26 protein-coding genes and 1 pseudogene are annotated in these 24,208 nt (G+C 62.5%); 19 read left to right on the forward strand and 8 right to left on the reverse strand.

Annotated elements, in window-relative coordinates; all coding sequences use genetic code 11:
• The first annotated feature begins 82 nt into the window (after nucleotides 1–82).
• The 3 genes from BQ8482_RS14435 (at nucleotide 83) to fae (ending at nucleotide 2,567) form a co-directional block, all read left to right on the forward strand.
• Entirely contained in the window at nucleotides 83–1,027 is a 945-nt protein-coding gene (locus BQ8482_RS14435) for an ATP-grasp domain-containing protein (protein WP_123148514.1), read from the forward strand.
• A complete protein-coding gene (locus BQ8482_RS14440) occupies nucleotides 1,024–1,893 on the forward strand; it encodes a triphosphoribosyl-dephospho-CoA synthase (RefSeq protein ID WP_342210956.1) in 870 nt (289 codons plus the stop codon). Before BQ8482_RS14435 ends, BQ8482_RS14440 begins: the two co-directional genes overlap by 4 nt.
• Nucleotides 1,894–2,060: 167 nt before the next feature.
• Nucleotides 2,061–2,567, forward strand: coding sequence for a formaldehyde-activating enzyme (fae, locus tag BQ8482_RS14445; protein WP_123148516.1), 507 nt, complete (start codon nucleotides 2,061–2,063; stop codon nucleotides 2,565–2,567).
• 251 nt (nucleotides 2,568–2,818) lie between these two features.
• Here the strand turns inward: fae and BQ8482_RS14450 are convergent, their stop codons facing one another.
• Nucleotides 2,819–3,517, reverse strand: coding sequence for a HisA/HisF-related TIM barrel protein (locus BQ8482_RS14450; RefSeq protein ID WP_123148251.1), 699 nt, complete (start codon nucleotides 3,515–3,517; stop codon nucleotides 2,819–2,821).
• 56 nt (nucleotides 3,518–3,573) lie between these two features.
• Between BQ8482_RS14450 and BQ8482_RS14455 the strand changes: the two genes are divergently transcribed.
• From BQ8482_RS14455 to BQ8482_RS14485, 7 genes are all read left to right on the forward strand, one after another.
• Nucleotides 3,574–4,608, forward strand: coding sequence for a hydantoinase/oxoprolinase family protein (locus tag BQ8482_RS14455; protein WP_123148252.1), 1,035 nt, complete (start codon nucleotides 3,574–3,576; stop codon nucleotides 4,606–4,608).
• A gap of 456 nt (nucleotides 4,609–5,064) precedes the next feature.
• Nucleotides 5,065–6,078 carry an alpha/beta hydrolase gene (locus BQ8482_RS14460; RefSeq protein ID WP_244602806.1) on the forward strand — a complete coding sequence of 338 codons (1,014 nt, stop codon included), beginning with the start codon at nucleotides 5,065–5,067 and terminating at the stop codon, nucleotides 6,076–6,078.
• Nucleotides 6,079–6,148: 70 nt separating this feature from the next.
• A complete protein-coding gene (locus BQ8482_RS14465) occupies nucleotides 6,149–7,261 on the forward strand; it encodes an alpha/beta hydrolase (RefSeq protein WP_123148254.1) in 1,113 nt (370 codons plus the stop codon).
• 82 nt (nucleotides 7,262–7,343) lie between these two features.
• Nucleotides 7,344–7,772, forward strand: coding sequence for a carboxymuconolactone decarboxylase family protein (locus BQ8482_RS14470; protein WP_123148255.1), 429 nt, complete (start codon nucleotides 7,344–7,346; stop codon nucleotides 7,770–7,772).
• Nucleotides 7,773–7,792: 20 nt separating this feature from the next.
• Entirely contained in the window at nucleotides 7,793–8,263 is a 471-nt protein-coding gene (locus tag BQ8482_RS14475; RefSeq protein ID WP_123148256.1) for a (R)-mandelonitrile lyase, read from the forward strand.
• Between the two features lie 62 nt (nucleotides 8,264–8,325).
• A complete protein-coding gene (locus BQ8482_RS14480; protein ID WP_123148257.1) occupies nucleotides 8,326–8,802 on the forward strand; it encodes a cytochrome P460 family protein in 477 nt (158 codons plus the stop codon).
• Between the two features lie 17 nt (nucleotides 8,803–8,819).
• Nucleotides 8,820–9,533 carry a DUF4405 domain-containing protein gene (locus BQ8482_RS14485; protein ID WP_123148517.1) on the forward strand — a complete coding sequence of 238 codons (714 nt, stop codon included), beginning with the start codon at nucleotides 8,820–8,822 and terminating at the stop codon, nucleotides 9,531–9,533.
• Here the strand turns inward: BQ8482_RS14485 and BQ8482_RS14490 are convergent.
• Nucleotides 9,498–10,388: a LysR family transcriptional regulator gene (locus tag BQ8482_RS14490; RefSeq protein ID WP_208867692.1), complete on the reverse strand. Its 891-nt coding sequence runs from the start codon at nucleotides 10,386–10,388 to the stop codon at nucleotides 9,498–9,500. The genes BQ8482_RS14485 and BQ8482_RS14490 overlap by 36 nt on opposite strands.
• Before the next feature lie 185 nt (nucleotides 10,389–10,573).
• On the opposite strand from BQ8482_RS14490, the gene BQ8482_RS14495 reads away from it, so the two are divergent.
• From BQ8482_RS14495 to BQ8482_RS14505, 3 genes are read left to right on the forward strand one after another with little or no spacing between them, the layout of a single operon-like run.
• Nucleotides 10,574–11,725: an aldo/keto reductase gene (locus BQ8482_RS14495; protein ID WP_123148259.1), complete on the forward strand. Its 1,152-nt coding sequence runs from the start codon at nucleotides 10,574–10,576 to the stop codon at nucleotides 11,723–11,725.
• Nucleotides 11,726–11,738: 13 nt separating this feature from the next.
• Nucleotides 11,739–12,722 carry an aldo/keto reductase gene (locus tag BQ8482_RS14500; protein WP_123148518.1) on the forward strand — a complete coding sequence of 328 codons (984 nt, stop codon included), beginning with the start codon at nucleotides 11,739–11,741 and terminating at the stop codon, nucleotides 12,720–12,722.
• Nucleotides 12,723–12,778: 56 nt separating this feature from the next.
• Nucleotides 12,779–13,336, forward strand: coding sequence for a flavodoxin (locus BQ8482_RS14505; RefSeq protein WP_244602808.1), 558 nt, complete (start codon nucleotides 12,779–12,781; stop codon nucleotides 13,334–13,336).
• 352 nt (nucleotides 13,337–13,688) lie between these two features.
• On the opposite strand, the gene BQ8482_RS14510 is transcribed toward BQ8482_RS14505, so the two are convergent.
• Genes BQ8482_RS14510 through BQ8482_RS39245 form a run of 4 tightly spaced genes read right to left on the reverse strand, consistent with a single transcriptional unit; the run spans nucleotide 13,689 to nucleotide 18,066 of the window.
• Complete coding sequence (locus BQ8482_RS14510; RefSeq protein WP_123148261.1) at nucleotides 13,689–14,279, reverse strand: DUF447 domain-containing protein; 591 nt, start codon at nucleotides 14,277–14,279, stop codon at nucleotides 13,689–13,691.
• Between the two features lie 3 nt (nucleotides 14,280–14,282).
• Nucleotides 14,283–15,677 carry a DUF6513 domain-containing protein gene (locus BQ8482_RS14515; protein WP_123148262.1) on the reverse strand — a complete coding sequence of 465 codons (1,395 nt, stop codon included), beginning with the start codon at nucleotides 15,675–15,677 and terminating at the stop codon, nucleotides 14,283–14,285.
• Entirely contained in the window at nucleotides 15,670–16,221 is a 552-nt protein-coding gene (locus BQ8482_RS14520; protein WP_123148263.1) for a flavoprotein, read from the reverse strand. The genes BQ8482_RS14515 and BQ8482_RS14520 overlap by 8 nt, the downstream gene beginning before the upstream one ends.
• Nucleotides 16,222–16,224: 3 nt before the next feature.
• Nucleotides 16,225–18,066, reverse strand: a complete 1,842-nt coding sequence (locus tag BQ8482_RS39245) for a (5-formylfuran-3-yl)methyl phosphate synthase (protein ID WP_123148264.1) — start codon at nucleotides 18,064–18,066, stop codon at nucleotides 16,225–16,227.
• A gap of 223 nt (nucleotides 18,067–18,289) precedes the next feature.
• Here BQ8482_RS39245 and BQ8482_RS14530 point away from each other — a divergent pair, with 223 nt between their 5' ends.
• The 6 genes from BQ8482_RS14530 (at nucleotide 18,290) to BQ8482_RS14555 (ending at nucleotide 23,483) form a co-directional block, all read left to right on the forward strand.
• On the forward strand, nucleotides 18,290–19,540 hold the full coding sequence (locus BQ8482_RS14530; protein WP_123148265.1) for an ABC transporter substrate-binding protein: 1,251 nt from the start codon (nucleotides 18,290–18,292) through the stop codon (nucleotides 19,538–19,540).
• Between the two features lie 66 nt (nucleotides 19,541–19,606).
• Nucleotides 19,607–20,533, forward strand: a complete 927-nt coding sequence (locus BQ8482_RS14535) for a YVTN family beta-propeller repeat protein (RefSeq protein WP_165848584.1) — start codon at nucleotides 19,607–19,609, stop codon at nucleotides 20,531–20,533.
• Between the two features lie 73 nt (nucleotides 20,534–20,606).
• Complete coding sequence (locus BQ8482_RS14540) at nucleotides 20,607–21,110, forward strand: cupredoxin domain-containing protein (RefSeq protein ID WP_123148519.1); 504 nt, start codon at nucleotides 20,607–20,609, stop codon at nucleotides 21,108–21,110.
• A gap of 83 nt (nucleotides 21,111–21,193) precedes the next feature.
• Nucleotides 21,194–21,982, forward strand: a complete 789-nt coding sequence (locus BQ8482_RS14545) for an ATP-binding cassette domain-containing protein (RefSeq protein ID WP_123148267.1) — start codon at nucleotides 21,194–21,196, stop codon at nucleotides 21,980–21,982.
• A gap of 11 nt (nucleotides 21,983–21,993) precedes the next feature.
• Nucleotides 21,994–22,854, forward strand: coding sequence for an ABC transporter permease (locus tag BQ8482_RS14550; RefSeq protein WP_165848585.1), 861 nt, complete (start codon nucleotides 21,994–21,996; stop codon nucleotides 22,852–22,854).
• Nucleotides 22,854–23,483, forward strand: coding sequence for a hypothetical protein (locus tag BQ8482_RS14555; protein ID WP_123148269.1), 630 nt, complete (start codon nucleotides 22,854–22,856; stop codon nucleotides 23,481–23,483). The genes BQ8482_RS14550 and BQ8482_RS14555 overlap by 1 nt, the downstream gene beginning before the upstream one ends.
• Nucleotides 23,484–23,506: 23 nt before the next feature.
• Here BQ8482_RS14555 and BQ8482_RS14560 read toward each other — a convergent pair whose 3' ends face one another.
• Together BQ8482_RS14560 and BQ8482_RS39250 are read right to left on the reverse strand one after the other, a co-directional pair.
• Nucleotides 23,507–23,707 carry a hypothetical protein gene (locus tag BQ8482_RS14560; RefSeq protein WP_023797709.1) on the reverse strand — a complete coding sequence of 67 codons (201 nt, stop codon included), beginning with the start codon at nucleotides 23,705–23,707 and terminating at the stop codon, nucleotides 23,507–23,509.
• 269 nt (nucleotides 23,708–23,976) lie between these two features.
• Nucleotides 23,977–24,208 (reverse strand): annotated as a pseudogene (locus BQ8482_RS39250) (oxidoreductase); the annotation flags it as partial.

The following is a 24,208-nucleotide window of genomic DNA, read 5'->3' on the forward strand; positions in this document are numbered from 1 at the left end:
TGGCGGTGCAATGGACTCATCTATCATCCGCCTGCCGGGCCGCCCGCCCGCGCCTTCGGTATACCGGTATCCGAGGCGCGACATGATCCCCCGCATCCTGATCGTCAGCGACGTCTCGGACACCCGCGCCAAGGGCCTGGCGGCAAGGCTGGAGCGGCGCGGTGCCGTGGTCGCAACCGTGCCGCTGGCGGCGATAGCGTTCGACACCGGCAGCCCGTGCGGACTGTCAATCCCCGGCTTCGATGGCGCGCTGCCCGACGCCGTGCTGGTCCGTTCGATCGCTGCCGGATCGTTCGAAGCGGTCACCCGGCGCCTCGGCGTGCTGCACGCATTCGGCAAGCTTTCCATTCCGGTGTGGAATTCCGCACAGGCGATAGAACGCTGCGTCGACAAGTCGATGACGACCTTCCTGCTGAAGCATGCCGGTCTGCCGACGCCGCCGACATTCGCGGTGGAAGGACGTGCCATGGCCGAAGCGATTGCCGAACGCGAACTGCCGTTCACGCCGCTGGTGCTGAAGCCGCTTTTCGGCGCCCAGGGCCGCGGCATCAGGCTGATCGAAACACTGTCCGATCTCCCCGCCGAGGACGAGGTAAACAGCGTCTATTACCTCCAGCACTATGTGCCGCGCCCCGGCCCTCCTTTCCGCGATTTTCGCGTTTTCGTCTGCGCCGGCGAAGTCTTGGCGATGATGAGCCGCCGCGGCGACGACTGGATCACCAACGTCAATCGTGGGGCGGTGCCCGAGCTGGTTTCGGGACATGGCGAAACCGAATTAGCGGCGCTGGCAAGAGCCGCCGCCGCCGCTATCGGCACGGATTTCGCCGGTGTCGATATCGTGCCGGCGGCCGACGGCAAACTGTTCGTGCTGGAGGTCAACAGCATGCCCGCCTGGTCCGGGCTTCAATCGGTCGTCGCGGTGAACATCGCCGATGCGATTGCCGACGCCCTGCTGAAATTCCTGGCCGATCGTACCGAGGCGGCGGCAGCGCGACCCTACCGCCTCACTGCGCCGGCGAATTCGTGACCAACGGCATGGCGCTTTCGCGAGAACGCCTCCGGGCTGCCTATAAGGACGCCTGCCGGATGGAGATCGAGGCGCTGAAACCGGGCAATGTCCATCTGTTCGCCGACGGGCACGGCATGTCCGCTGCCCAGTTCATGACGAGCGCCGAGGTCTCGTCCGGGCCGCTGACCGATCCTCGCCTGCCGGTCGGACAGCGCATGCTGGAAGCGGTCCGCGCGACACGTCTGGCGGTCGCGACCAATACCAATCTCGGTATCATTCTTCTGGCAGGGCCTCTGCTATGCGCCGCCGAAATGGCGGGCGCCCGACTGCACGACAATCGACTCCACGACAATGTCGACGCGGTGCTGCGCGCGATGAGCATGGACGATACCAGGGCAGTGTTCGAGGCGATCGTCGCGGCCGCGCCGGGTGGGCTTGGAGAGGCCGCGAACGATGTGCGGCAAGAGCCGAAGGTTCATCTGCTCGAAGCCATGCGGGAGGCGGCCGACCGCGACATGATCGCCCGCCAGTATGTTACCTGTTTCGGCGACGTATTCGGCGTCGGGCTTGCGGCTCTGGAAGCGGCGTTGGCACGCGGCGAAGGCGGCATGTGGCCGACGGTATTCGCCTATATGGCGTTTCTCGCCGGCTTCCCCGACAGTCATGTGGTGCGCAACCATGGAACTGACGTCGCAGATCAGACGCGGCAAGAAGCCCTTGCCGTTCAGGCGGCGCTGCATGCCAACGATGACGAGACGTCACGCATTCGTCTGCTGATGGCGCTCGACCGCCGGCTGAAAGCGGACAACGTCAACCCCGGCACTTCGGCCGACCTGACCGTGGCTACTCTTTTAGTCCACCTCCTCGGCGTTCAGCTTGCATAATCGCAACGTTGGTGGTTGACTTTCAGGAGCGGAAGCTGGGCTTCCGCGGCTATCCAGCCAACCGGTCCGGATGTCCGGGCGCTGCCAACAAGGATAGCTGTCCATCGAGCGCTCGCTCGGTTTGCGGCGTCTTTGGACACCATAACTGTGTCTTGGAGGAAATTGGCATGGCAAAAATCTCGAAAGTAATGGTCGGTGAATCGCTGGTAGGAGACGGCAACGAAGTGGCGCATGTTGACCTGCTCATCGGCCCACGGGGGAGCGCAGTCGAAACAGCATTTTGCAACGCGCTTACCAACAACAAGGACGGTTTTACCTCCCTTTTGGCGGTGATCGCACCCAATCTTCAGTGCAAGCCCAACACCGTGATGTTCAACAAGGTCACGATCAAGGGCGCTAAACAGGCCGTGCAGATGTTCGGCCCGGCCCAGCATGCGGTTGCAAAGGCCGTGCAGGACAGCGTCGCCGAGGGGGTCATTCCTGCCAGTGAGGCGGACGATCTGTTCATCTGCGTCGGCGTTTTCATCCACTGGGACGCGGCGGACGACGCCAAGATCCAGAAGTACAATTACGAAGCGACAAAGGAAGCCATCCAACGCGCGGTCGCGGGAACACCGACCGCCGCCGAAGCCACGGATAAGCGGGACCAGGTGAAGCATCCGTTCGCGGCTTAGACAAGAGACAGCCCCGCACAGGCAAAACCCTCCGCTGAGCCGGATGGTCTGTTGCGCCGCCTGAAAAAACTTCTGGGCCTTTAGAGCATCGGACCCCAAAACCTGCCCTCGGAATTGACCCGAGGGTTGGGAACCGGTTTTGGGAAATCCGATGCTCCAGCAAAGAGATAGAGCGGCGAGACGATCGACTTGAGAGTTCGCCGCTCTAATCCAAGGCAGTTTCCGAGGCCGAAGTTCGAGATCACGCGATGTCAGGTGCCAAGCGTTGCGAGGTGCCCCGGGGTGAGCGTGCCGTCATGCAGCGAGGTCGCGACCAGCGCCGCGGCGATACCGAGTGACGAAAGGGCGCGAATGTCAGCCTCGTTGCGCACCCCGCCGGCCGCGATCACGAAGCGGCTTCCAGCCTTCGCCTTGATCGCCTCGAGCCGCGTGAAATCGGGACCGGAGGCGGAACCGACCTTGGCCAATGTCATGACAATCACCTTTTGCGGCCAAAACGCCGGCTCGTCGAGAAATGCTGCCGGACCGCGCAACCCGTCGTCGAAGAAATCCAGCGACAGGATTAGGTCCGGATGATCGCAAAAACGCCGCAGCAGCGCGTCGTCCTGCTGCGATTCGGAACCCAGGACCGGGTAAAGCCAGGGCTCGGCAAGTGCTGCCGAAAGTGTTTTCTCGTCGGCGAAGCCGGCATCGACCCAAAGCTCCGGCGGCTCCGCCATCGCCTTCAGCCGGGCAAGCGCAGCACTGTTTGGCGTTCCGCCTTCGATGGCATCGAGATCGGCGATATAGAAGGTCGCAAAAGGGTAAAGCCGGCGCAGGCCCTCAGTGACCGCAACGACATCGGAACTTTGGCTGAGCGGCGTGACGATCGGCCTGTAGCGATCGCGTTTTCCTTGCTGGGCGCGGACCACCTCGCCGCCTTTCAGGTCAAGAACCGGAATGATACGCAACGCTCTTTTTCTCGCTGACCAACTGCCCCTGACCAACTGTGATGAAAGCTTGAACCGTGGAAAAAAGAAAGAGCATCGTTGCCGGCTTCGATATTGGCGGCGCGCATCTGAAGGTGACGCGTGCGCAAGACGGCCGCATCGTCGAGGCAGTAACGATCGCCACGCCGCTCTGGCAAGGGCTCCATACCCTGACCTCGGCATTCGAGGAAACCGCTCCGATCTATGCCGGCGCCGACCTCAACGCATTCACCATGACCGGCGAACTGGTGGATGTCTTTCCGTCCCGCGATGCCGGCGTCTCGGCTCTGCTGGATGAGATTGCAACCCGTGTCCCAGGCGAAAACTTGATCTATGCCGGGCCGTCCGGCTTTGTCGGGGTCGAGCAGGCAGCGCGGCTGAGCAGCGATGTCGCCTCCGCCAACTGGCACGCGACGGCGTCGTTGGTGGCAAAGCTCGCCGGCGATGCTCTGTTCGTCGACATGGGCTCGACCACCACCGACATTATCGCCATCAAAAATGGCTCCGTCGCCAATGACGGCTACACCGATGCCGGACGGCTGCTGAGCGGCGAACTGGTCTATACCGGCTTCACCAGGACGTTCCTGTTCGGCGTCGCCTCGTCGGCTCCTGTCCGCGGCAGGCTGACACCGCTGATGAACGAGTATTTTGCCTCGATCGCCGACGCGCACCGGATCCTGGGGGTGCTCGACGAGAAGGACGACAGGCACGCTTCCGCCGATGGCAAGGAAAAAACCGTCGACGGTTCGATCGCGCGGCTGGCGCGCATGATCGGGCGCGACGCGGCCGAGCTGACATTGCCGGAATGGCGCGAAGTCGCACGCTGGTTTAGCGAACAGCAATTGCGCAAGATCCACGACGCAGCGTCCCTGGTTGCCGGGCCCATGGCGCGGGATGTGCCGATCGTCGGCGCCGGAACCGGCCGCTGCCAGATCAGGCGGCTGGCCGAACGCATGGAACGCCGCTTCGTCGACTTCGCCGAGATCGTCCCCGCAGACGACGCCGTTCGTGGCGAAGCGAGCAGCGTGGCGCCTGCGTCAGCGGTGGCGCTGCTGGCGGGATCTCGATTGTAGGCGCTATATGATGGCCATCCGATCAATCGGATCGATGAGATACTCCCCCGGCTTGAAAGATCCCAACCCGTACCAGCGCGTCCAAAACCGGGCCGCGCGCAAGGTCGCAACAGGGTGGTTTTCTGCCATCCGTGTCGCCGATCGGAACGCACAGGCAGCGCCAAGAGCCGACCTTCGCGGTGCTTTTCCAAACTTGCCGTTCACGCTTCGACGTAAGGTGATCATCAACATTCCCCTCGTCAGGCGTTTTGAATGACGGCTCCGCGCCCCATGCGAAGTATTATTAAGCTGCGCTTAAAGACGCATACCGATATCGGCGTCTAATCAAGGAATACGGTTGCCCCTATCTTTCCAGCGATCTGGAAGATTGAGAAGGAGTGCCGTGTCTTGAGTTCACGGAATCGGTCCGCTGCATCATTGTTGGCTGCTGTGGCTATGCTTGCCTCAACAGCCGCAATGGCCGATCAGAATGGGAGTTCGGAGCCGCTGACGATCCAGGAGCAGGGTAGCTTCGCGGTCGGCGGGACGGTCGTCGAGACCCCTGGCACCTACAATAACAACAACCCGACGGCCGAAGGACAGACGTTCCACGGCGATCATCTCTCCGCCTTCTATCAAGTCCCACAGAACCCCAAGGCTCTGCCGATTGTCATGTTGCACGGCGCCTACCAGTCGGGGCGTAGCTGGGAAACCACTTCGGACGGACGTGAAGGCTTCCAGACGATCTTCCTGCGCCGGGGTTTCCCGGTCTATCTCATCGATCAGCCACGACGCGGCCGGGCAGGCAACAGCACCGTGGCAGCGGCGCTCGAACCCACGCCTTTTGATCAACTTTTCTTCGACCAGTTCCGGATTGGCAAGTGGCCGAACTATTTTGACAACGTCCAGTTCGACCGCAAGCCGGAGACGCTGAACCAGTTCTTCCGCTCCGTCACGCCGAACACCGGCCCCTACGATGCAGGCGTGATTTCGGATGCGATGGCGGCGCTGTTCGACAAGACAGGCCCCGGCGTCCTGTTCTCGCACTCGCAGGCTGGCGGACCGGGCTGGCTGACGGCAACCAAGAGCGAGAACGTCAAGGCGATCGTGGCTTTCGAGCCGGGCAGCGGGTTCATCTTGCCGGAAGGCGAACTTCCCGAGGAGATGCCGAGCGCAGCCGGCACGCTGAGGCCCGAGGCCGTGCCGTTGGCAGACTTCGAAAAGCTGACACGCATTCCGATCATCATCTATTACGGCGACAACTTCCCGACCGAGCCGACCTCGGAACGCGGACAGGACAACTGGCGCGTTCGTCTCGCCATGGCCAAGCTCTGGGTCGAGGCCATCAACAAGCGTGGCGGTGACGCCCGGCTGGTGCATCTTCCGGAAGTCGGAATTCGCGGCAACACGCACTTCCTGATGTCCGATCTGAACAATCTCGAGATTGCGGACCAGGTCTCGCAGTTCCTCGCCGAGAAGAAACTGGATTGACACGCATGTGCAGACGTTCGGCCTGCGCGTGCATCGCACTCCCTGAAAACCGAAGATTGGAGAGTTCGAAATGACTAACGAAGTCATCAACGAGAAAAGACGCGCGTTCCTTGGGGCTTCCGCGCTCGTTCTTACGGGTGCAATATTAGGAGTTCCAGCAATGACGACCACCACCGCTACCGCAGCCGACTACAAGCAGAATCCGTTTGGCCTGGTCTATGACGGAGCGATCACGGCGAACGAGCCGGGCAAGGTCAATATCCACCCGGTCAAATACAAGCTCCATGGCCTGGACATCGTCGCCAACGTCTACACCCCGGCGAACTACGATCCGAGCCAAAAATATCCGGCGATCGTCGTGGCGCACCCGAACGGCGGGATAAAGGAACAGGTTGCGGGCCTGTATGCCCAGCGTCTCGCGGAACAGGGCTACATCACGATCACGATGGACGCCGCATATCAGGGCGGAAGCGGCGGCGAGCCGCGCAGCGTGGACAAACCCCAATTCCGCATCGAGGACATTCACGGTGCAGCGGATTTCATCACCCGCTACGAAGGCGTAGATGCCGATCGTCTTGGCCTGCTCGGCATCTGTGGCGGCGGCGGATACGCGTTGTCCGCGGCGAAGGCCGACAAGCGCTTCAAGACGGTCGCGACGCTGAGCATGTTCAACTCCGGACGGGTTCGGCGCAACGGCTTCGCGGATTCGCAACTCGACACGATTCAGGAGCGCCTGAAGCAGGTTTCCGAGGCCCGCGCCCAGGAGATGGCCGGCGGGGAAATCCTCTACTCGGGCGACGCCAATCTGACGGACGAGCAGATCGCTGCGCTGCCGTTCGAGATGTATCGGCAGGGTTACGAGTACTACTGGAAGACGCACGCACACCCCAACTCAACCTTCAAGTACACCACGAGCAGCTTGCTGGACCTGATGCGCTGGGATGCCACCGACCAGATCGACCTGATCGACCAGCCGCTGCTGATGATCGCCGGCAGCAAGGCCGACAGCCTGTACATGACGGAGGATGCCTTCCCCAAGGCAACCGGGACGAAGGACAAGGAACTGTTCAAGATCGAGGGCGCGACCCAAATCGAAACCTACTGGGTCCCCGAATATGTTGATGCCGCTATGGGCAAGCTGACGCCGTTTTACGCCCGGACGCTCGTTTCCGACCGTTCGTAATCCGCCGACCCCTTAATTCACAGATGACGTCCAGCTCGGTTCCGGGATGTCATCTCCTTTACCAACCACAAGGAGTCATTCTTTGAAGAAGCTCACCCGAAACCTGTTCGTCGCAGCCAGCCTGCTTCTGTCCGGAGGGATTCCCACCATGGCTATCGCCCAAAGCGAGACCCCCACCGCGTCCGATACCCCTCCAGCGCAGCAGCAGTCGCGTGCGCAGCAGCTCTATGGCGACATCGCGCCGAAGATGGCCGAACTGACCGACGAGGTCCTGTATGGCGACATCTGGGAGCGTCCCGGGCTTTCCAAGCGGGATCGCAGCCTGGCGACCGTCAGCGCGCTCGTCGCCATGAATCGCCCCGACCAGCTTCGTTCGCACCTTTCCATCGCCAAGCGCAACGGCGTCACCGAGGAGGAACTGATCGAGACGATCACCCATCTCGCCTTCTATTCCGGCTGGCCTAACGCGGTATCCGCGATCGCCGTCGCCAAGGAAGTCTTCAAGAAATGACGCGGAACCAAAGGAAAGGAATGAAACTCGCCGCCATGACCGCCGCCTCGTTCGTCCTTGCCGCTTCGATCGCCTCGGCCCAGTCCGAGCAGGCGGTTACGGTGACGCGCTCCGGATCGCAGCCGTCCACGACGGGCGCGGCTGAGAATTTCATCGGCTCCGTCCGAGTCGACGACCGGTTCAAGGGAAGCGGCGACGCCCGGATCAGCGGCGCAACCGTCACCTTCGAGCCGGGAGCGCGGACCGCCTGGCACACGCATCCGCTCGGCCAGACCCTGATCGTCACGCAGGGTGTCGGTCTGGTGCAGCACGAAAATGGCCCCGTTCAGGAAATCCGCCCGGGCGACACCGTGTGGATTCCGCCGGACGTGAAGCACTGGCATGGCGCTAGCCAGACGGTCGGCATGAGCCACATCGCCTTCTCCGAAGCGCTCGACGGCAAGACCGTCGAATGGATGGAGCAGGTTTCCGACGAACAGTACGGCCGCTGATCGCCAATCCAAGTGAACCCGCAGTGGCGGCCCCACCCCTTTGAATCCTTGCGAGCTCGCCCTTGAAGAAACTTCTCGTTGCAACTGGCGCCTTGGCCGCCTGCGCCACCTCTCTGGTCGGCTGGCAGGTCCACGCTGAAACCAACCGCGTCCAGTTTCCCGAACTCGATGAACTGGTCCACTACACGACGGTCAGGCGCGGCAATGTGGTCGAGCACATCATGACCACGCCCGCGGCCATCGAGGCCGTCAAGAGCGGGCAGCCTATCCCGGCGGACACGCATTTCGTCCTTGTCGATCATCGCGACGGTGAACTCTATCGCTATTTCGTCATGCAGAAGGGCGAGGGCTTTGGCACCGAGTATGACGAGAGCCGCCGTACCGCCGACTGGCAATTCCAATGGTTCTGGCCGGACAGGTCGATCAACATGGACGAGAACACCGCACGCTGCCAGTCGTGCCATCGCAGCCAGGAGGGCAGCGATTACCTTTTCACGGGCTATCGCATTCCCCGATTCAACGGCACTCCGGTCGAGTGAGCCGGGAGGTCTACCATTTGGGCCCTGTTTTCCTGTCTCGACTGGCCTTCGATCTCATTGCGGCCGGGCTGCTGCTCTTCGGTCTCTCCTACTGGTGGCTCGGCAACGTCGCCCATGAACTGGCTGGAACCGCTATGTTCCTGTTGCTCATCGGCCATAACGTCTTCAACCGCCGCTGGTACGGCACGATTCCGAAAGCCCGCCACGAGGTGCGCGGACTGTTCAACATCGCGGTGACGTTTCTGCTGATGCTGGCAATGCTGGTGCTACTGATCACCAGCGTGCTTATTTCCAACGCGCTGTCAGGCATCATGTCACCTTATGGCGGCTTCACCGTTCGGCAGATCCATACGCTCGCGGCCTACTGGGTTCTCGTGATCGTATCCGTTCATCTCGGCCTGCGCTGGCCGATGCTCATGGGCGTGGCGCGCAAGCTCACTGGAATTTCACAGCCCAACGCCGTTCGGACGCTCGCGCTCCGCCTGATCGCCGTCCTCATTGCGATACACGGCGTCTGGAGTTCGTTCGAGCTGACTGTCGGCACGAAGCTCTCCATGCAGATGACGCTCGACTGGTGGAACTTCGAGGAATCCGTCGCGGGCTTTTTCATCCACTGCGTCGCGATCGCTGGGCTCTATATGACCCTGACCTACTACGCCATGAAATGGCTCCAGACGAGAAAGCGCAGGACCGGATCAGTCGCCGCGATACCGGAGAACATCCGCCAATAGGGCCAGCGCCGGCGATTGTTGTCGTCGGCTCGGGTAGTAGAGGTGATAGCCGGGAAAGGACGGGCACCAGTCCTCCAGAACCCGCACCAAGCTCCCGTCAGCAATGTATGGGAGCACCTGATCTTCGGGCATGTACGCCACACCGAGGCCTTCCAGGGCCGAAGATAGCCTCATGCCGAGACTGTTGAACACGAGCTGGCCTTCTCCACGCACCTTCACCTCGCGTCCGTCCTTCTCGAGACCCCAGGCGAATATGCCGCCATAAGTCGGAAGCCGAATGTTGATGCACTGGTGCGCGGTCAGGTCCTGCGGGGTCCCCGGAATTGGATACCGCTCGAAATAGGCCGGCGACGCGACGACAGCCATGCGCATGTTAGGGCCGATGCGCACCGCGATCATATCCTTCGCAACCTGCTCGCCCATCCGCACCCCGGCATCGAATCCTTCGGAAACGATATCGGTCAGGCCGTAGTCGATGATGATTTCGACCTCGATGTCCGGGTAAACCGGCAGGAAGCGTTTGAGCGCGGGCTGCAGGATCGAGATTGCGGGATGCTCGCCAGCCGTGATGCGGACGGTGCCAGCCGGCTTGTCCCGGAGTTCGCTCAAGGCCGCCAGTTCGGCTTCGATCTCCTCAAAGCGTGGCGCGATCGTGCGCAGCAGGCGTTCGCCCGCTTCTGTCGACGCAACGCTGCGTGTCGTCCGGGTCAGGAGCCGCAGGCCCAATCGCTCTTCGAGATTGCGGATGGTCTGGCTCAGCGCCGACGGGGAAACCCGAAGCTTCGCGGCAGCGCGCGTGAAACTCCGCTCCCTGGCGACGGCTGCGAATGCGGCGAGATCGTTGAAGTTTTCCATCTGGATTTGTTAGCTCATCTAAAAGGCTCATGCGGATTATAGCGCCTTATCGCAAGTTGCTGCAGGCACTAAATTTGCGGTCATCGGCCGTGGAAGGCGAGGAACAGACTGCCTCTCAGGTTTGCCAGCGACTGGATCGAACTCCCATCGCAGCCAGACGGAACGCTATAAGAAGGACCCGCAACATGACGAATGAGAGCGTAATAGGCCGCCGCATCTTTCTCGGCGCGGCGGCAACGCTAGCGGCCGCTCCCATCCTCGCCAGCGCCAGTTCGCGGGCATCGGCGCAGACCGGCAATGCGAGCGGCTCTGCAGCAGTCCCGTCGAGCGATCGCCGGAAGCTTGGAACGCTGGAGGTCTCCAGCGTCGGGTTGGGCGTTCAGAACATGCATCGTACCTACCAGACGACAATCCCGTCGCGGCCGGAGATGATCAACATCATCCGCACGGCCCACGAGCGCGGCGTTACCTTTTTCGACACCGCCGAAGCTTATGGCCCGCATGAGTGCGAACAGATTCTTGGCGAGGCCATTGAGCCGTTCCGCGACGAGGTCGTGATCACCTCGAAATTCGGCTGGAACATCGACCTTGAGACGGGCGAGCGGGGACCCGGCCTCATCAGTCGCCCGGACCACATCAAACTGGCGGTCGAAGGCATGCTCAAGCGCCTCCGCACCGACCGCATCGACCTTCTCTACCAGCACCGCGTCGATCCGGAGGTTCCGATCGAGGACGTCGCGGGCGCCGTCAAGGACCTGATGGACGAGGGCAAGGTCCTACATTGGGGCCTCTCCGAAATGGGACTCAACACACTGCGACGCGCCCACGCCGCGCTTCCCGTCTCCGCCGTCCAGAGCGAGTATTCGATGCTGTGGCGCGGGCCAGAAGACGAGGTGCTTTCAGTCTGCGAGGAGCTGGGCATCGGCTTCGTGCCGTGGAGCCCGCTCGGCGTCGGGTTTCTGACGGGCGCGATCGACGAGCGGACGCGGTTCGCGGAGGGCGACATCCGCGGGATCGAGTCGCGCTTCTCGCCTGAGAACCTGCCCGCGAACCTCACGCTCGTTAAATTGCTGGGTGACTGGGCCGACAGGAAGCAGGCCACCAGGGCGCAGATCGCGCTCGCATGGCTGATGGCGCAAAGACCCTGGATCGTTCCGATTCCCGGCACGACGCAGATGCCGCACATGCTCGAGAACATCGGCGCCGTTTCGATCCGCTTCACGCCCGAGGAGATCGGCGAGCTCAATTCGGCTGTCAAGGCGATCGAGGTGCGCGGCCAGCGCCTGCCCGACGCCGTTCTCGCGTTCTCGAATGTCGAGGCGCCTGAAAAGAACTGAAGGAGCTACCATGATGAAACACCGGCATCTCGGAAATCTAGAGGTTTCGGCCCTTGGCCTCGGCTGCATGGGCATGACTGGCGTCTACGGTTCCAACGCGGACAAGAGCGAGATGATCAAGCTCATCCACGATGCGCATGATCGTGGTGTGACGTTCTTCGACACGGCCGAGGCCTATGGTCCCTTCGCCAACGAGGAGCTTGTCGGCGAGGCTCTCGCGCCGATCCGTGACGACGTCGTCATCGCCACCAAGTTCGGCTTCGACCTCGAGACAGGCGTGCGCAGCGGAGGCACCAACAGTCGTCCCGAGCACATCAAGGCGGTGGCCGAGGCGGCATTGAAACGCCTGAAGACCGACCGGATCGACCTGTTCTACCAGCATCGGGTCGATCCCGACGTGCCGATCGAGCACGTCGCCGGAGCTGTCAGGGATCTCATCGCAGGGGGCAAGGTCAAGCACTTCGGCCTCTCCGAAGCGGGCGTTCAGACGATCCGCCGCGCGCATACGGTGCAGCCTGTTACCGCCGTTCAAAGCGAATACTCGCTGTTCTGGCGCGGGCCGGAAGTCGAGTTTTTGCCGACACTTGAAGAACTCGGGATCGGTTTCGTGCCGTTCAGTCCCCTCGGTGCGGGATTCCTGACCGGGAAGATCGACGAGAACACCAGGTTCGATCCAACGGACTTCCGCAGCAGCGTGCCGCGCTTCTCTCCAGAATCCCGTAAGGCCAACATGGCGGTGGTCGACATCGTCAAGGCCGTCGCAGAGCGCAAAGGCGCAACGCCTGCACAAGTCGCTCTCGCATGGCTGTTGGCGCAGAAGCCATGGATCGTGCCGATCCCCGGAACCACGAAGCTCCATCGGCTGGAAGAAAACCTCGGTGCGGTCGACGTGACGCTCTCGACAGACGACCTGGGGGAAATCGCAACGGCGCTTTCGAAGATCGAAGTGCAAGGTGAGCGCCTTCCGGAGGCGGTGCTCAAAATGACGGGCCTCTGATCAACATTTCGGAGAAAGAGATGGTCCCCGACAGTCCGACGCGGAGGGAAATCCTCATGTCCTCGCTGCTTCTATCCCTGACGGCAGGCGGAGGAGCATCGCTCTCTCCGGCCGCGGCGGCGCAACTCCCGGAAGGAAAGATGCTCGTTGCGTATTTCTCGCGAAGCGGGAACACGCGCGTCATCGCGGGTCAGGTAAGCCGCGCATTGGAAGCTGACCTGTTCGAGATCGTGCCCGAAAATCCCTATCCCGCCGACTATTTTGAGACGGTCGAGCAAGCGCGACAGGAAAGTGCCCGTGGCTACGAGCCGCCTCTTAAAGCGCAGGTAACCGACGTCGCTCAATACACGACGGTATTCCTTGGCTTCCCGATTTGGGGAATGACGGCGCCGCCTGTGATCCGCTCGTTTCTCAGCGCGCATGATCTCTCAGGAAAGACCGTCATCCCCATCATCACGCATGGCGGTTATGGGCTGGGAGACAGCCTGACTGTCGTGGCCGGGCATGCGACGGACGCGCAACTTGTCGAGGGATTTTCCATGCAAGCCCCGCAGGAGCGGCAGACCGTCGAGCGGGTCACGGAGTGGCTGGATGGACTGACGGTCGCGAGGTGATGTGGGAGCGCCCCTCGGTAGGGTGAAGTCGATGAGCAAGATACGACCGTCAGGAGCATTGGACAGGGGCGCATTGCGCCCGGCCTGCTTGGCCTTGTCTCTCTTCCTGGCCGCTCCAGCTGTCGAGGCCAACGAAGAGAGAACCGTCTCCTCGCCCGCAATCCGCTGGTTCCGGTGAAGGTCCGCTTCCAGGAGCAAACTTGAGCCGGGAATGTCCGCTAGGGTCACGACGCTCCCTTGACCTCCCATCAGGGATTGTCCGCAAGGGGTCGAACACCGCCGTTTGAGATCGCCGCCACCGTGTGCTAAAACGCGTGAGCCCGGACGCTTACTCTGGTTCAGCATATCCCGTTCAGCCCCGTACCTCCTCGCCGCTGGCATCCTCGCCCGACAGGTGATCGTCGACACGCTGCATCAGCCAGCCCCAGGCTTCCTTTTCGCCCTCGCCCGCGGTCTTTTCGATGGCAATCGAAAGGTAGGCGATCTCCGCCTCGATCTTGTCGCGCGGCAGCATGCCGAGCCGGCTGACCAGGATGGCCAGTTCCAGCACCGCCGCCTTGGCGCGGTTGAAGCCGGTGAACGGCGCATGCGTTTCCTCCCGCACCACGCGGCAGAAATGGCGAGGTCGCATGGCATCGTCATCGACACTCTCGACTTCGAGAACCGAATGCGCGAGCGCCGCCTCGAGCCGCGGCACCGGAAACCCGTCGACCGCAACGGTCGGCCACTGCTTGCGCCCGGTCAGGCAGCCGGCAAAGATACGCACATCGTCGGTATAATTGGCGATGGCGAACGGCACTTCGGCGAGATTGTCGAGCGTGACCGATGGGCGGAACGGCGCGATGACCCAGCCGTCCTTCTCGGCGATGATGCCGATCGGCGCGATGTGGGCCTCGCCGGCTTTGTTGACGGTGGTGATGATCGATTCGCGAATATAGGGCATGGTTTAGCGCTCTTTCTTCGCGCGAAGCGTATGGCCCGCTTCCGCAAGCCGGGTGCGGTCGGTTTCGGGAGCCGGCGCGGCAACGCCCCATGCGAGCGGCTCGTCCTGCACATAGCGCTTGCCGAGGCGCCACGCGATCTCGGCCTTCATCAGTTCCGCGCCGAGATAGAACGCGTGTGCGCCATCCGCCTCAACGCCAAGCCCGGTGAAGAGTTCAAACGCATCCTTGGCAACCGCATGCCCCTTGCCGTTGAAAACGTGGATGCCGTCCTCGGCAGTCATGATGCGGAAGTTGGTGTCGCGCACCTCCGCCGCGAGTGCTGCGATATCCTCGGTCGAGGCCGTAAACGGCTTGCGGTCGTGAACCTGCAGCAGCCCTGGATGGTAACTCCGCGGCAGCGCACCGTCGTTCTTCGCCGCGAACAGGATGCGGCGGGCAATATCGTGCTCCTCTATCGTTCGCAGCGTGTGCGGGCTGACATGCACGGCAAGCACGTTTCGGATCTGAAGTTCCGAGCAGAGCCCGGCCAGAACGGCGGTGACGCCGGAACTGTCGGCGTCGGTCAATTCGGTGAGGTTGCCGGTGCCCATCAGCAGTTCGACCTCGGGCCAGCGGCGGCGCGCCTCGATGAAGCGCCCGAGTGATGCGGCAAAGCCGAAATGGATCGGGTCGAGCACCGGGTCGGCGATGAAGGCGACGCCGGCCCTTTGCGCCGCTTCAATGGCCCGTCCGAGCGAATCCAGGTCGCCGGGGGTGGACGGGATCAGCACTGGTACGGCCTTGTGGTCGAAGGCCAAGGGCAGCGTGTTCTCATCGAGGCTGAGAACATAGTCCGCACCGGCGCGTGCGCCGATCGACAGTTCGTCCGTGCTGGCGGAATCGACACTGACCAGAAATCCCTGTGCCTTCAGCTCGATCACGGCCTCTTCGAGTAATGGAAACGGCGTTTCCGGCAGGCAGCCGAGATCGATGATGTCGGCGCCGGCCGCAGCCAGCGTCCGTGCCCTCGCCACCAGCGCCTCGACCGACAGCATCGGCGCATCGACGATTTCGGCGAAGATGCGCATGTCATGACGCGAAAGATCAGGCGGCTCGCCCGCCCGGCCGAGAAAGGCCGGCAGATCGGCGATCTCGTCGGGACCGCGGACGAAGGGCACGCCGAAATGGTTCGACAGATGCTCGATGTCGCCGCGATAGCGGCCGGGCAGGATGACGCGGTCGGCGCCGCCTGTCAGGCTGAGCCGCCGCTTGATGATTTCTTCGCTCATCAGCGCCGCGACCTTGACGCCGATGTCGATGATCTCCCAGGCAAATTCAGTTTCGCCCAGCCCGGCCAGCAGCCTTTCCAGCCGGACCTTGGCCAGATGGCCGGTAAGAAAGGCCAGCCGCTCAGCCATGGCTTGCAAGTTCGGCGTGGCGCCGTCTGACCGAGGCTTCGAGATCGGCAAGCGACTCGACCACCTGGGTCCGCTCGAAGCTCTTCAGCTGGTTGGTGTTCTCCAGATCGATCCTGCGCGGATAGACGTTGACCAGCCCATGCGGCGCCATGGTTTCGAGTTCCGGCGCGGTGTCGCAAGCAAAGACGATCGCCGGCACCCGGCATTTTCCCGCCTGGGCAAAGACGTTGGTGGCGAGCGTGTCGGAAATGCCGTGCACGCATTTGGCGACCGTGTTGGAACTGGCCGGCGCCACTACCACGGTGTGATAGACACCGTGATAGAATTCGCCGACCGGGATCGCGCTCGCCGTCTTGTCGTGCAGCACACGCGTCGTCTCCGGGAAATCGAGCTTCAGCTTGTACATGCGCAGCACTTCGTTGGCGGCTTTCGACACGAAGACATCGCAATGCTCGAGCTGGTGAATGAGTGCGAAGCTCTCCGTAAAAAAATGACCGGAACCGGTCAGAACCCATGCCCAGCGCGGCGTATGCAGCTCCGCCATCGCCTACCCTGCTTTCCTTGCCGGCCGGATCGGAGCGGCGATCGCGATGCCGGGCAGATTGCTCGACGCGAGCAGCGCCCCGGCTTCGGCTGCATCTTTCGGACCGGCGAGATGGAAATCGACACCGTCGGGCAGCATGGCGGCGAAGCCGGCGTCGACGATGCCTTTGACCGTCAGGCTGTCGATCGTGTCGCTGCCGAGGAAGGCGCCGGTCTGCTTGATCAGCAGCAGCGCATTCGCGCCGAGCTTGCCGGCAAGCCAGGCGGCAAGGGAATCGGAGGTAATGTCCCAGGACGCCGGAATGTCCGGCGCTGCCAGCGCCAATGACGACGGCAGCCACACCGGCACCTTCCCCTCGTCCAACGCTCGCACCGTTTCTTCCAGCGACCGTGCCGGCGCCAACCTCTCGTCACGGTCGAGGATAATCTGGCCGAACTGCTCCATGGCGAGGATCGCCATGGCGTGGGCGGCGGTGTCGGAAAAGTCCATGCGGAACTGCATCTCGCGCACCTGGTCGGCAAAGAGGCCGCCGCCGGGCACGATGACGATCGGCAGCTTGGAACCCGCCAGCGCCGCGATCCAGCTTTCCATTTCCGCCGCATGGACCGTGCTGCCGCCAAGCTTGACGACGGCTGGCTTGACGGCGGCTCGCCTCACGACCTCAGGCCTTTCCTGTCGCGGCTGGGAAGCAGCGCTCTGCTCTTTTCCGCCGGCAGGGCCGGAGGCGACGCCGCGGCCTGCCGCTTGGCGCTTGCGTTCGATCTCGACGCCGACGCCGCCTGGGCCGAGTTCGAGTTTTTCCACCCTTACCGTGACGCGCACGACACGCGGGTTCTCCAGAATGTACGTCGCCACCTGCTCGGCCAGGGCCTCGCTAAGCTGGATGTGGCCTCGCGCAACGATGGTGCGAATGCCGTCCATGATGATGTCGTAGGAGAACACATGGCGCATGTCTTCGGGATGGTCGGTGACTTGCAGCACGTCGGCGGTCACGTCGAAACGCACCTTCTGTGAATGGCCGTGCTCGAAGCTGTAAGCGCCGATCTGGACCGGCAGGACAAAGTCCCGCACGAATATCTTGTCGGTGCCCAGTGTCGGGTCGGTACCCGGAGAATAGCCCCTCGCCGCCAGCAGGCGGTAGTCGACGCTCGACGCGCCGCCGGCACGGGATTCTTCCGGGACCAACTCGCGGATCTGCGAAAGCGCCTCGGCGCTGATCGAACCCACGCGGCCGGAGTGGCCGCACAGCGCCCCGCGAAAGCCGAGAAAATCGGGAGCGAAGGGCAGCAGGCGCGGAATGTCTGGGGCTTCCAGCGATCCGCTCAGCCCAACCATGAGACCAAGCGATTTCGTTCGATCGATGAATCCCGGGATACGCTCGGGCGGCAGATGGTCGAGCAGCCGCCCGTTTGCCTTGTTCGCAGTGTCGACCATGGCGCCGTAGAAGCGATGTTTGGCAAAGTTCGGCAGAAGCTCGAAATCCGGCGCCAGATCGGCGAAAAGCACGGCGATCAGCTTCGTTCGCGCGGCGAGCGGTTCGAGCGCTGCCGCGCAGGCGGCGGCATTTGCCGACGGAAAAAAGCCTATCTTGACGTAATCGACACCGGTCGCAGCGATCTCTTCGGCCTTGGCGCGGATCGTCTCCGGTTCCATCGGCAGGTCGCCGCAGACCGCGCTGACCGGCGCCCGGCCGGCGATGAATGAAATCGTGCGGCGGATGGTTTGCGTGGATACCGCGCCCAGCGCTCCCGCCTTCGGCTCCTTCAGGTCGACGATGTCGACGCCGCCCGAAAGCGCGATCTCCGCCTCGTCAACGCCGGTGACACTGGCCAGCATTCTGGTCATTGGACTTTCTCCGGCATGAGGGACAGGACGCTCTCGGGCCCGAATACCGAAATCCGCTCGGTTGCCGTTCCGGCGAGCAGGCATGGCACTAAAGCAGACGCGAGACGTCCACTTTCAGGGTTTGATAAAGTTTGCGGGTCAGCTAAGCTCATCACGGGCACCTTGACTTCGCGCCGGTCCGACAACAATCGGACTTTAGCGCAAGAACGGGTAATTTTTATCGATGACGAGCGCGGTGCCGGGCACTCTCGCGGCCTTTTTGTGCTTTTTTTCCCTGACCGTCAACGTTCCTGGCGCGCCAGCCCAGGAAGCGACGGGCAAGCAACCGGCCGCAACGGCCAAGCCGGAAAAAAAGCTGACCGAAATCAAGATAGGCTATTTGCGCGCTTATGCGCCGCAGCTGGCCTTGTCGGTGCTCGACGTCCCGCCGCGCGACGAAGGCGTTGCCGGCGGCAATGTGGCGATTGCCGACAACAACACGACCGGCAGCTTCCTCGGCCAGAAATTCAGCCTCGACGTGATCGAGGTAAAGCCGGACGCGGATGTCGTTGCGGCCTTCCAGGAAATGATCGCCAAAGGCGACCGCTACGTGGTCGCAGACGTTTCGGCCAGGCAATTGCTGTCGATCGCCGACCTTGCCCGCGACAACGGCGTTTTGATCTTCAATGCCGGAGCCACCGACGACAGTCTCCGCGAAGAGGAATGCCGCGCCAACATCTTCCACACCATCCCGACGCGCAGCATGCTGGCCGACGGGCTGGCGCAATATCTCATCTGGAAGCAATGGCGGCGCTGGGTGCTGGTCTACGGCTCGCACGAGCGCGACCAGCTTTTTGCGGAGGCGCTGCGCCGGGCGGCGACGCGCTTCGGCGGCGAGATCGTCGGCGAAAAGCTGTTCGAGGATACCGGAACGGCACGGCGGACCGATTCCGGCGTCGTCCAGATCCAGCGGCAGATGCCTGTCTTCACCCAGGACCTGCCGGAGCACGATGTGTTGCTGGTCGCCGACGAAAGCGAGGTGTTCGGCACCTATGTTCCGTTCCGCACCTGGACTCCGCGGCCGGTCGCCGGCACCGCCGGCCTCACCCCGTCGGCCTGGCATCCGGCCAGCGAGCAATGGGGCGGCACCCAGATCCAGAACCGCTTCGCCAAGGCAAACGGCCGCCGCATGATATCGAAGGACATGGCGGCGTGGACCGCGGTGCGCATCCTCGGCGAGGCGGCCACCCGCACGCAGGGCGCCGACCCGCGCAAGATGGCCGACTTCATCCGCTCCGACGATTTTTCGATCGCCGCCTTCAAAGGGCAGAAACTGACCTTCCGCAAGTGGAACCAGCAGTTGAGGCAGCCGATCTTCCTGGGCGACGGCCGATCGGTCGTCTCGACATCGCCGCAGGAAGGTTTTTTGCACCAGGTGTCCGAGCTCGATACGCTCGGGGTCGATGAGCCGGAAACAAAATGCGTGCTTGAGTAGAACCAATTGGGAGGAATTTCGGTGCAGAGACGAGCTTGCGCACTCGCCATTCTCGCGACCGGCTTCATGGCCGGCCCGGCGTCGGCCTACATGGCTTATGTTTCCAACGAAAAGGACAACACGATGAGCGTCGTCGACACCGCGACGATGCAGGTGGTGAAGACCGTCAATGTCGGGCAGCGTCCGCGCGGCATCACCATCTCGCACGACGGCAAGCACATTTATCTCTGCGCAAGCGACGACGATTCGATCGAGGTGATCGACACGGCGTCCCTGGAGATCGTCGATACCTTGCCCTCCGGGCCTGACCCGGAGCTCTTCGTGCTCTCGCCTGACGGCAAGACGCTTTATGTCGCCAATGAGGACGACAATCTCGTCACCGTCATCGACATAGAGAATAAGAAGGTGCTGGCCGAAATCCCGGTCGGAGTCGAACCGGAAGGCATGGGCGTCAGCCCGGACGGAAAGACCATGGTCAATACGTCGGAAACGACAAACATGGCTCATTTCATCGACACGACGACCCACGAGATCACCGACAACGTGCTGGTGGATGCGCGTCCGCGCTTCGTCGAGTTCACGCCCGACGGCAAGCAGGCCTGGGTGAGTGCCGAGATCGGTGGCACTGTTTCGGTGATCGACAATCAAACGCGCGAAGTTGTCCAGAAGATCACCTTCGAGATATCAGGCCTGAGGGCCGAATCCATCCAGCCGGTCGGTGTGCGCATCACCGCCGACGGCAAGAAAGCCTATGTGGCGCTCGGACCGGCCAACCGCGTCGCGGTGATCAACACGCAGACATACGAGGTCGAGAAATACGTGCTAGTCGGCCAGCGGGTCTGGCAGCTCGCCTTCACCCCGGACCAGAAGACCATCATCTCGACCAACGGCGTGTCGAACGACATCACCTTCATCGACGTGGCGACCGACGAGCCGGTGCAGTCGGTGACCGTCGGCGCGCTGCCGTGGGGCGTCGTCGTCTCTCCCAAATGAATTCCGCCAAATGAACCATTGAATAAACCAGGTGAATCAAGCAGGCAGAAAAACAGCAGAAGGGCAGGAAATCATGCGCAAATTTCGGGCAGCCGCTTTCGCCGCGCTGGTGGGCATGGCGCTCACTCAGGGCCAGGTCTGGGCGCAGGACGGCGACGGCGATGACGATGACGCCGCCGCCGGCGCGGCCGCCAGCACGGAGGCCAGTCCGCAAGCCGAGAAGGCGACCCGGGCCAGCAAAGACGTGCCGGAACTTATCCTCGGCAACAAGCAAGACCAGTTCACCGCCAATCAGAAGGATTTTGAGCTGATCGCCGGCCAGGGCTATCGCTGGAAGATCACCGCGGCGGGCGGGCTGGAATACAAATTCCACACCGACCTGTTCCGCAATGTGTGGAACAACCAGATCGTCATCAACGACCTCGAGGTGCACATGAACGGCGCACCCGCATGGCTCGAATTCGACGCCGACGGCACCATCCAGGTGCAGTTCACCACCGTGAGGCCCGGCATCTACACATGGTCAGTGCCCGACCTCGCCGACAAGGGCATGAAGGGCACGATCACGATCAAGTAAGGTTTGAAAGCAGGACCTGCGCGATCGCGCCCCGTGGACTAGACTTGGGCTAGACTATTGTCGACGACAAGGGAGCCAGCCGCGTGCAGCATGTGAGGACAAGCGGACCGGGAGATCAGGTGGCGGCGCTCGACGTCGCCGCCGTCAGCCACTCCTATGGTCCGAAGCCGGCGCTCAGCGACGTCTCGTTCTCGATCGCGCCGGCGACGTTCACCGTTCTTCTCGGTCTCAACGGCGCCGGCAAGACAACCCTGTTCTCGCTGATCAGCCACCTCTACGACACCCGCCGCGGATCGATCCGCATCTTCGGCCATGACGTCAGCCGCGCCTCGGGCGAGGCGCTCAGGCGTGTGGGCATCGTGTTCCAGGCGCGCACGCTCGACCTCGACCTCAGCGTCCATCAGAACCTCTCCTACCACGCCGCGCTGCATGGCATCGGCGGACGCGAGGCCCGGCAGCGAATTGCCGCGCTGCTCGATATCGTCGACATGCCGGGCCGCCAACATGACAAGGCGCGCAGCCTTTCCGGCGGCCAGATGCGGCGCATCGAGATCGCCAGGGCGCTGCTCCACCGCCCTTCGCTGCTGCTGCTCGACGAGGCGACGGTCGGTCTCGACATCCAGTCGCGCGCCGGCATTCTCGCCACCATCCGCAAGCTCGTCGAAACCGAGCGCATTGGCGTGCTGTGGGCGACGCATCTGATCGACGAGGTTGACGACGGCGACCATGTCGTCGTGCTGCGGCAGGGCGAACTGGTCGCCAAGGGCAAGGTGACCGATGTCGTCAGGACGAGCGGCGCCGGTTCGATCCGCGACGCCTTTTCCAGGCTCAGCCGCATCGAGGCGGCCGGCACCGCGGAGCTATCGCCATGAGCGCTCCGGCAATGCCCGAGAAAGTCGCCGGCATCATTCCGGTGAAGTTCGAGAAATTCGGCCTGCGCCACTATCTCATTTGCCTCAAGGGCGTCGTGCTGCGGGAATGCCTGCGCTTCCTGCACCAGCGTGAGCGCTTCATATCCTCGCTGGTTCGGCCGCTCATCTGGCTGTTCATTTTTGCCGCCGGATTCCGGCAGGTGCTCGGCGTGTCGATCATTCCGCCCTACAAGACCTACGTGCTCTACGAGGTCTACATCACGCCGGGCTTGTGCGGCATGATCCTGCTGTTCTCAGGCATGCAGTCTTCGCTGTCGATGGTTTATGACCGCGAGATGGGCAACATGCGCACCCTGCTGGTCAGCCCCTTCCCGCGCTGGTTCCTGCTGGTGTCGAAGATGCTCGCCGGGGTCTCCGTATCGATCGCGCAGGTCTATGCGTTCCTGATCGTTGCCTGGTTCTGGGGCGTCAAGGCGCCGCCGATCGGCTATCTCATGGTGCTGCCGGCGTTGTTCCTGTCGGGCATGATGCTTTGCGCGCTCGGCATGCTTTTGTCATCGATGATCAAGCAGCTCGAAAATTTCGCCGGCATCATGAACTTCGTCATCTTTCCCGGCTATTTCGCCTCGCCGGCGCTCTATCCGTTGTGGCGCATCCAGGAGGCGAGCCCGCTGCTCCACAAGATCTGCCTCGCCAACCCGTTCACCTATGCCGTCGAACTGATCCGCTTCGCCTTCTACGGCCAGATTGAGTGGCTGTCGCTGGGCGTCGTTGCCGGCTGCACTGTTCTGTTCCTTGCCGCCGCCATCATCGCCTACGACCCTTCGCGCGGCCTGGTGACCCGCAAACAAGACACCGGAGGAAATGCCTGATGGCACGAATGAGCCTTGTTCGCAGCCTGGCAGTGGTTGCCATGCTCGCGCCGAGCGTGAACGCCAGGGCGGCGAATACCGATCCGGACTGGCCCTGCATACAGCGCAAGGTGCCGCAACTCTCGCTCGGCCAGATCTGGAACGGGCCGGAGCTTCCGCCAGCGGCGAAGGATTTTTCGAAGGACCCTGCCGTCTCCGGCCTGGTCGAGGAGGTGGCAGCCCGGCGGATGCCGATTGCCGAAGCCCAGAAGAAAATCAAGGATTTCGCCGCCTCGTTGCCGGCCGAGCAGCTTGCGCCAAAAATGGCGATGCTGGTGCAAGGCATGTTCGATCATATGGACGCCGAGCGTTCGCACGTGATCTCAGGCATTTCCCGGTACGCCCACAAGCAGCTCGAAATGGCCGCCGCCTTGCGCAAGGAAGCGTCCGCCGTCGATGCGTTGCGGGCAAAGCCGGATGCAGATCCCGACGACATCGAACGACGAACCGAGCAGCTGAAATTCGCAACGCGAATTTTCAACGAACGCGTCCAATCACTGACTTACGTCTGTGAAGTGCCGACGATCATCGAGCAGCGGCTTTATCAATTGTCCAAGACCGTCTCGGAAACCCTCGCCGCGAAGAAGTAGAACCTCTATCTCCGCAGCGGATCTCACGTTCCCCGGCCGGGCAGCACGCGCCAGCGCTGCACGAAATAACCGGGATGCGTCTCGATCCATTGGGCGACCAGCGGCTGCGCCTGCATGAAAGCGGTCCCTGGGTTCATCGCCAGGCCGTCCACCATCTGTTCGCGTTGTTCACAGGTCTGCGGCACATCCGTCAGGCAGACCATCATAACCAGCGTGTAAAGCATTACCCCTTGTCCCCATCGAATCCCGAACCCCATGCCCGGGAGTTTCAGTGATACCGACCAGATTGCAGGGGTCGCACATACAGATTGCTTACGGGTTTGAAAGGACGTGGCCCCCGCTCTTTCGCACTGCAACATAACATATCGCTTATCCAACGCCAACAACCGCCGGGCGTTCTCCAAAGCAAATTGCGTCGGGTTTGGGCTGCCTCAACGTGGCGCCGACGTTTCCAGGGCCGATGATTCCGATTTTCACGGAGTCGTCGGTGTCGTCAGGCCGGCAGGCCGTTCTGCCTACGCAGGCTCTTGTCGAATGCGGATGCGGGGACGAAACGGCGCAGGAGACTGACCTGGCGCGCCATTTTTCCCGCCGCATAGCGCCTCTTCGGAGCGCGATCGGTCGCAGCCGCCAAAACCGTCTTGGCTACCACTTCGGGCGAATCGCCTTTTTCCATTGCTTTCCGCACGACTGCGTTCATGCCAGCGCGCGCAGCGTCATAGATA

Source organism: Mesorhizobium delmotii (genome assembly GCF_900149755.1).
In the GTDB taxonomy this organism is placed as follows: domain Bacteria; phylum Pseudomonadota; class Alphaproteobacteria; order Rhizobiales; family Rhizobiaceae; genus Mesorhizobium; species Mesorhizobium delmotii.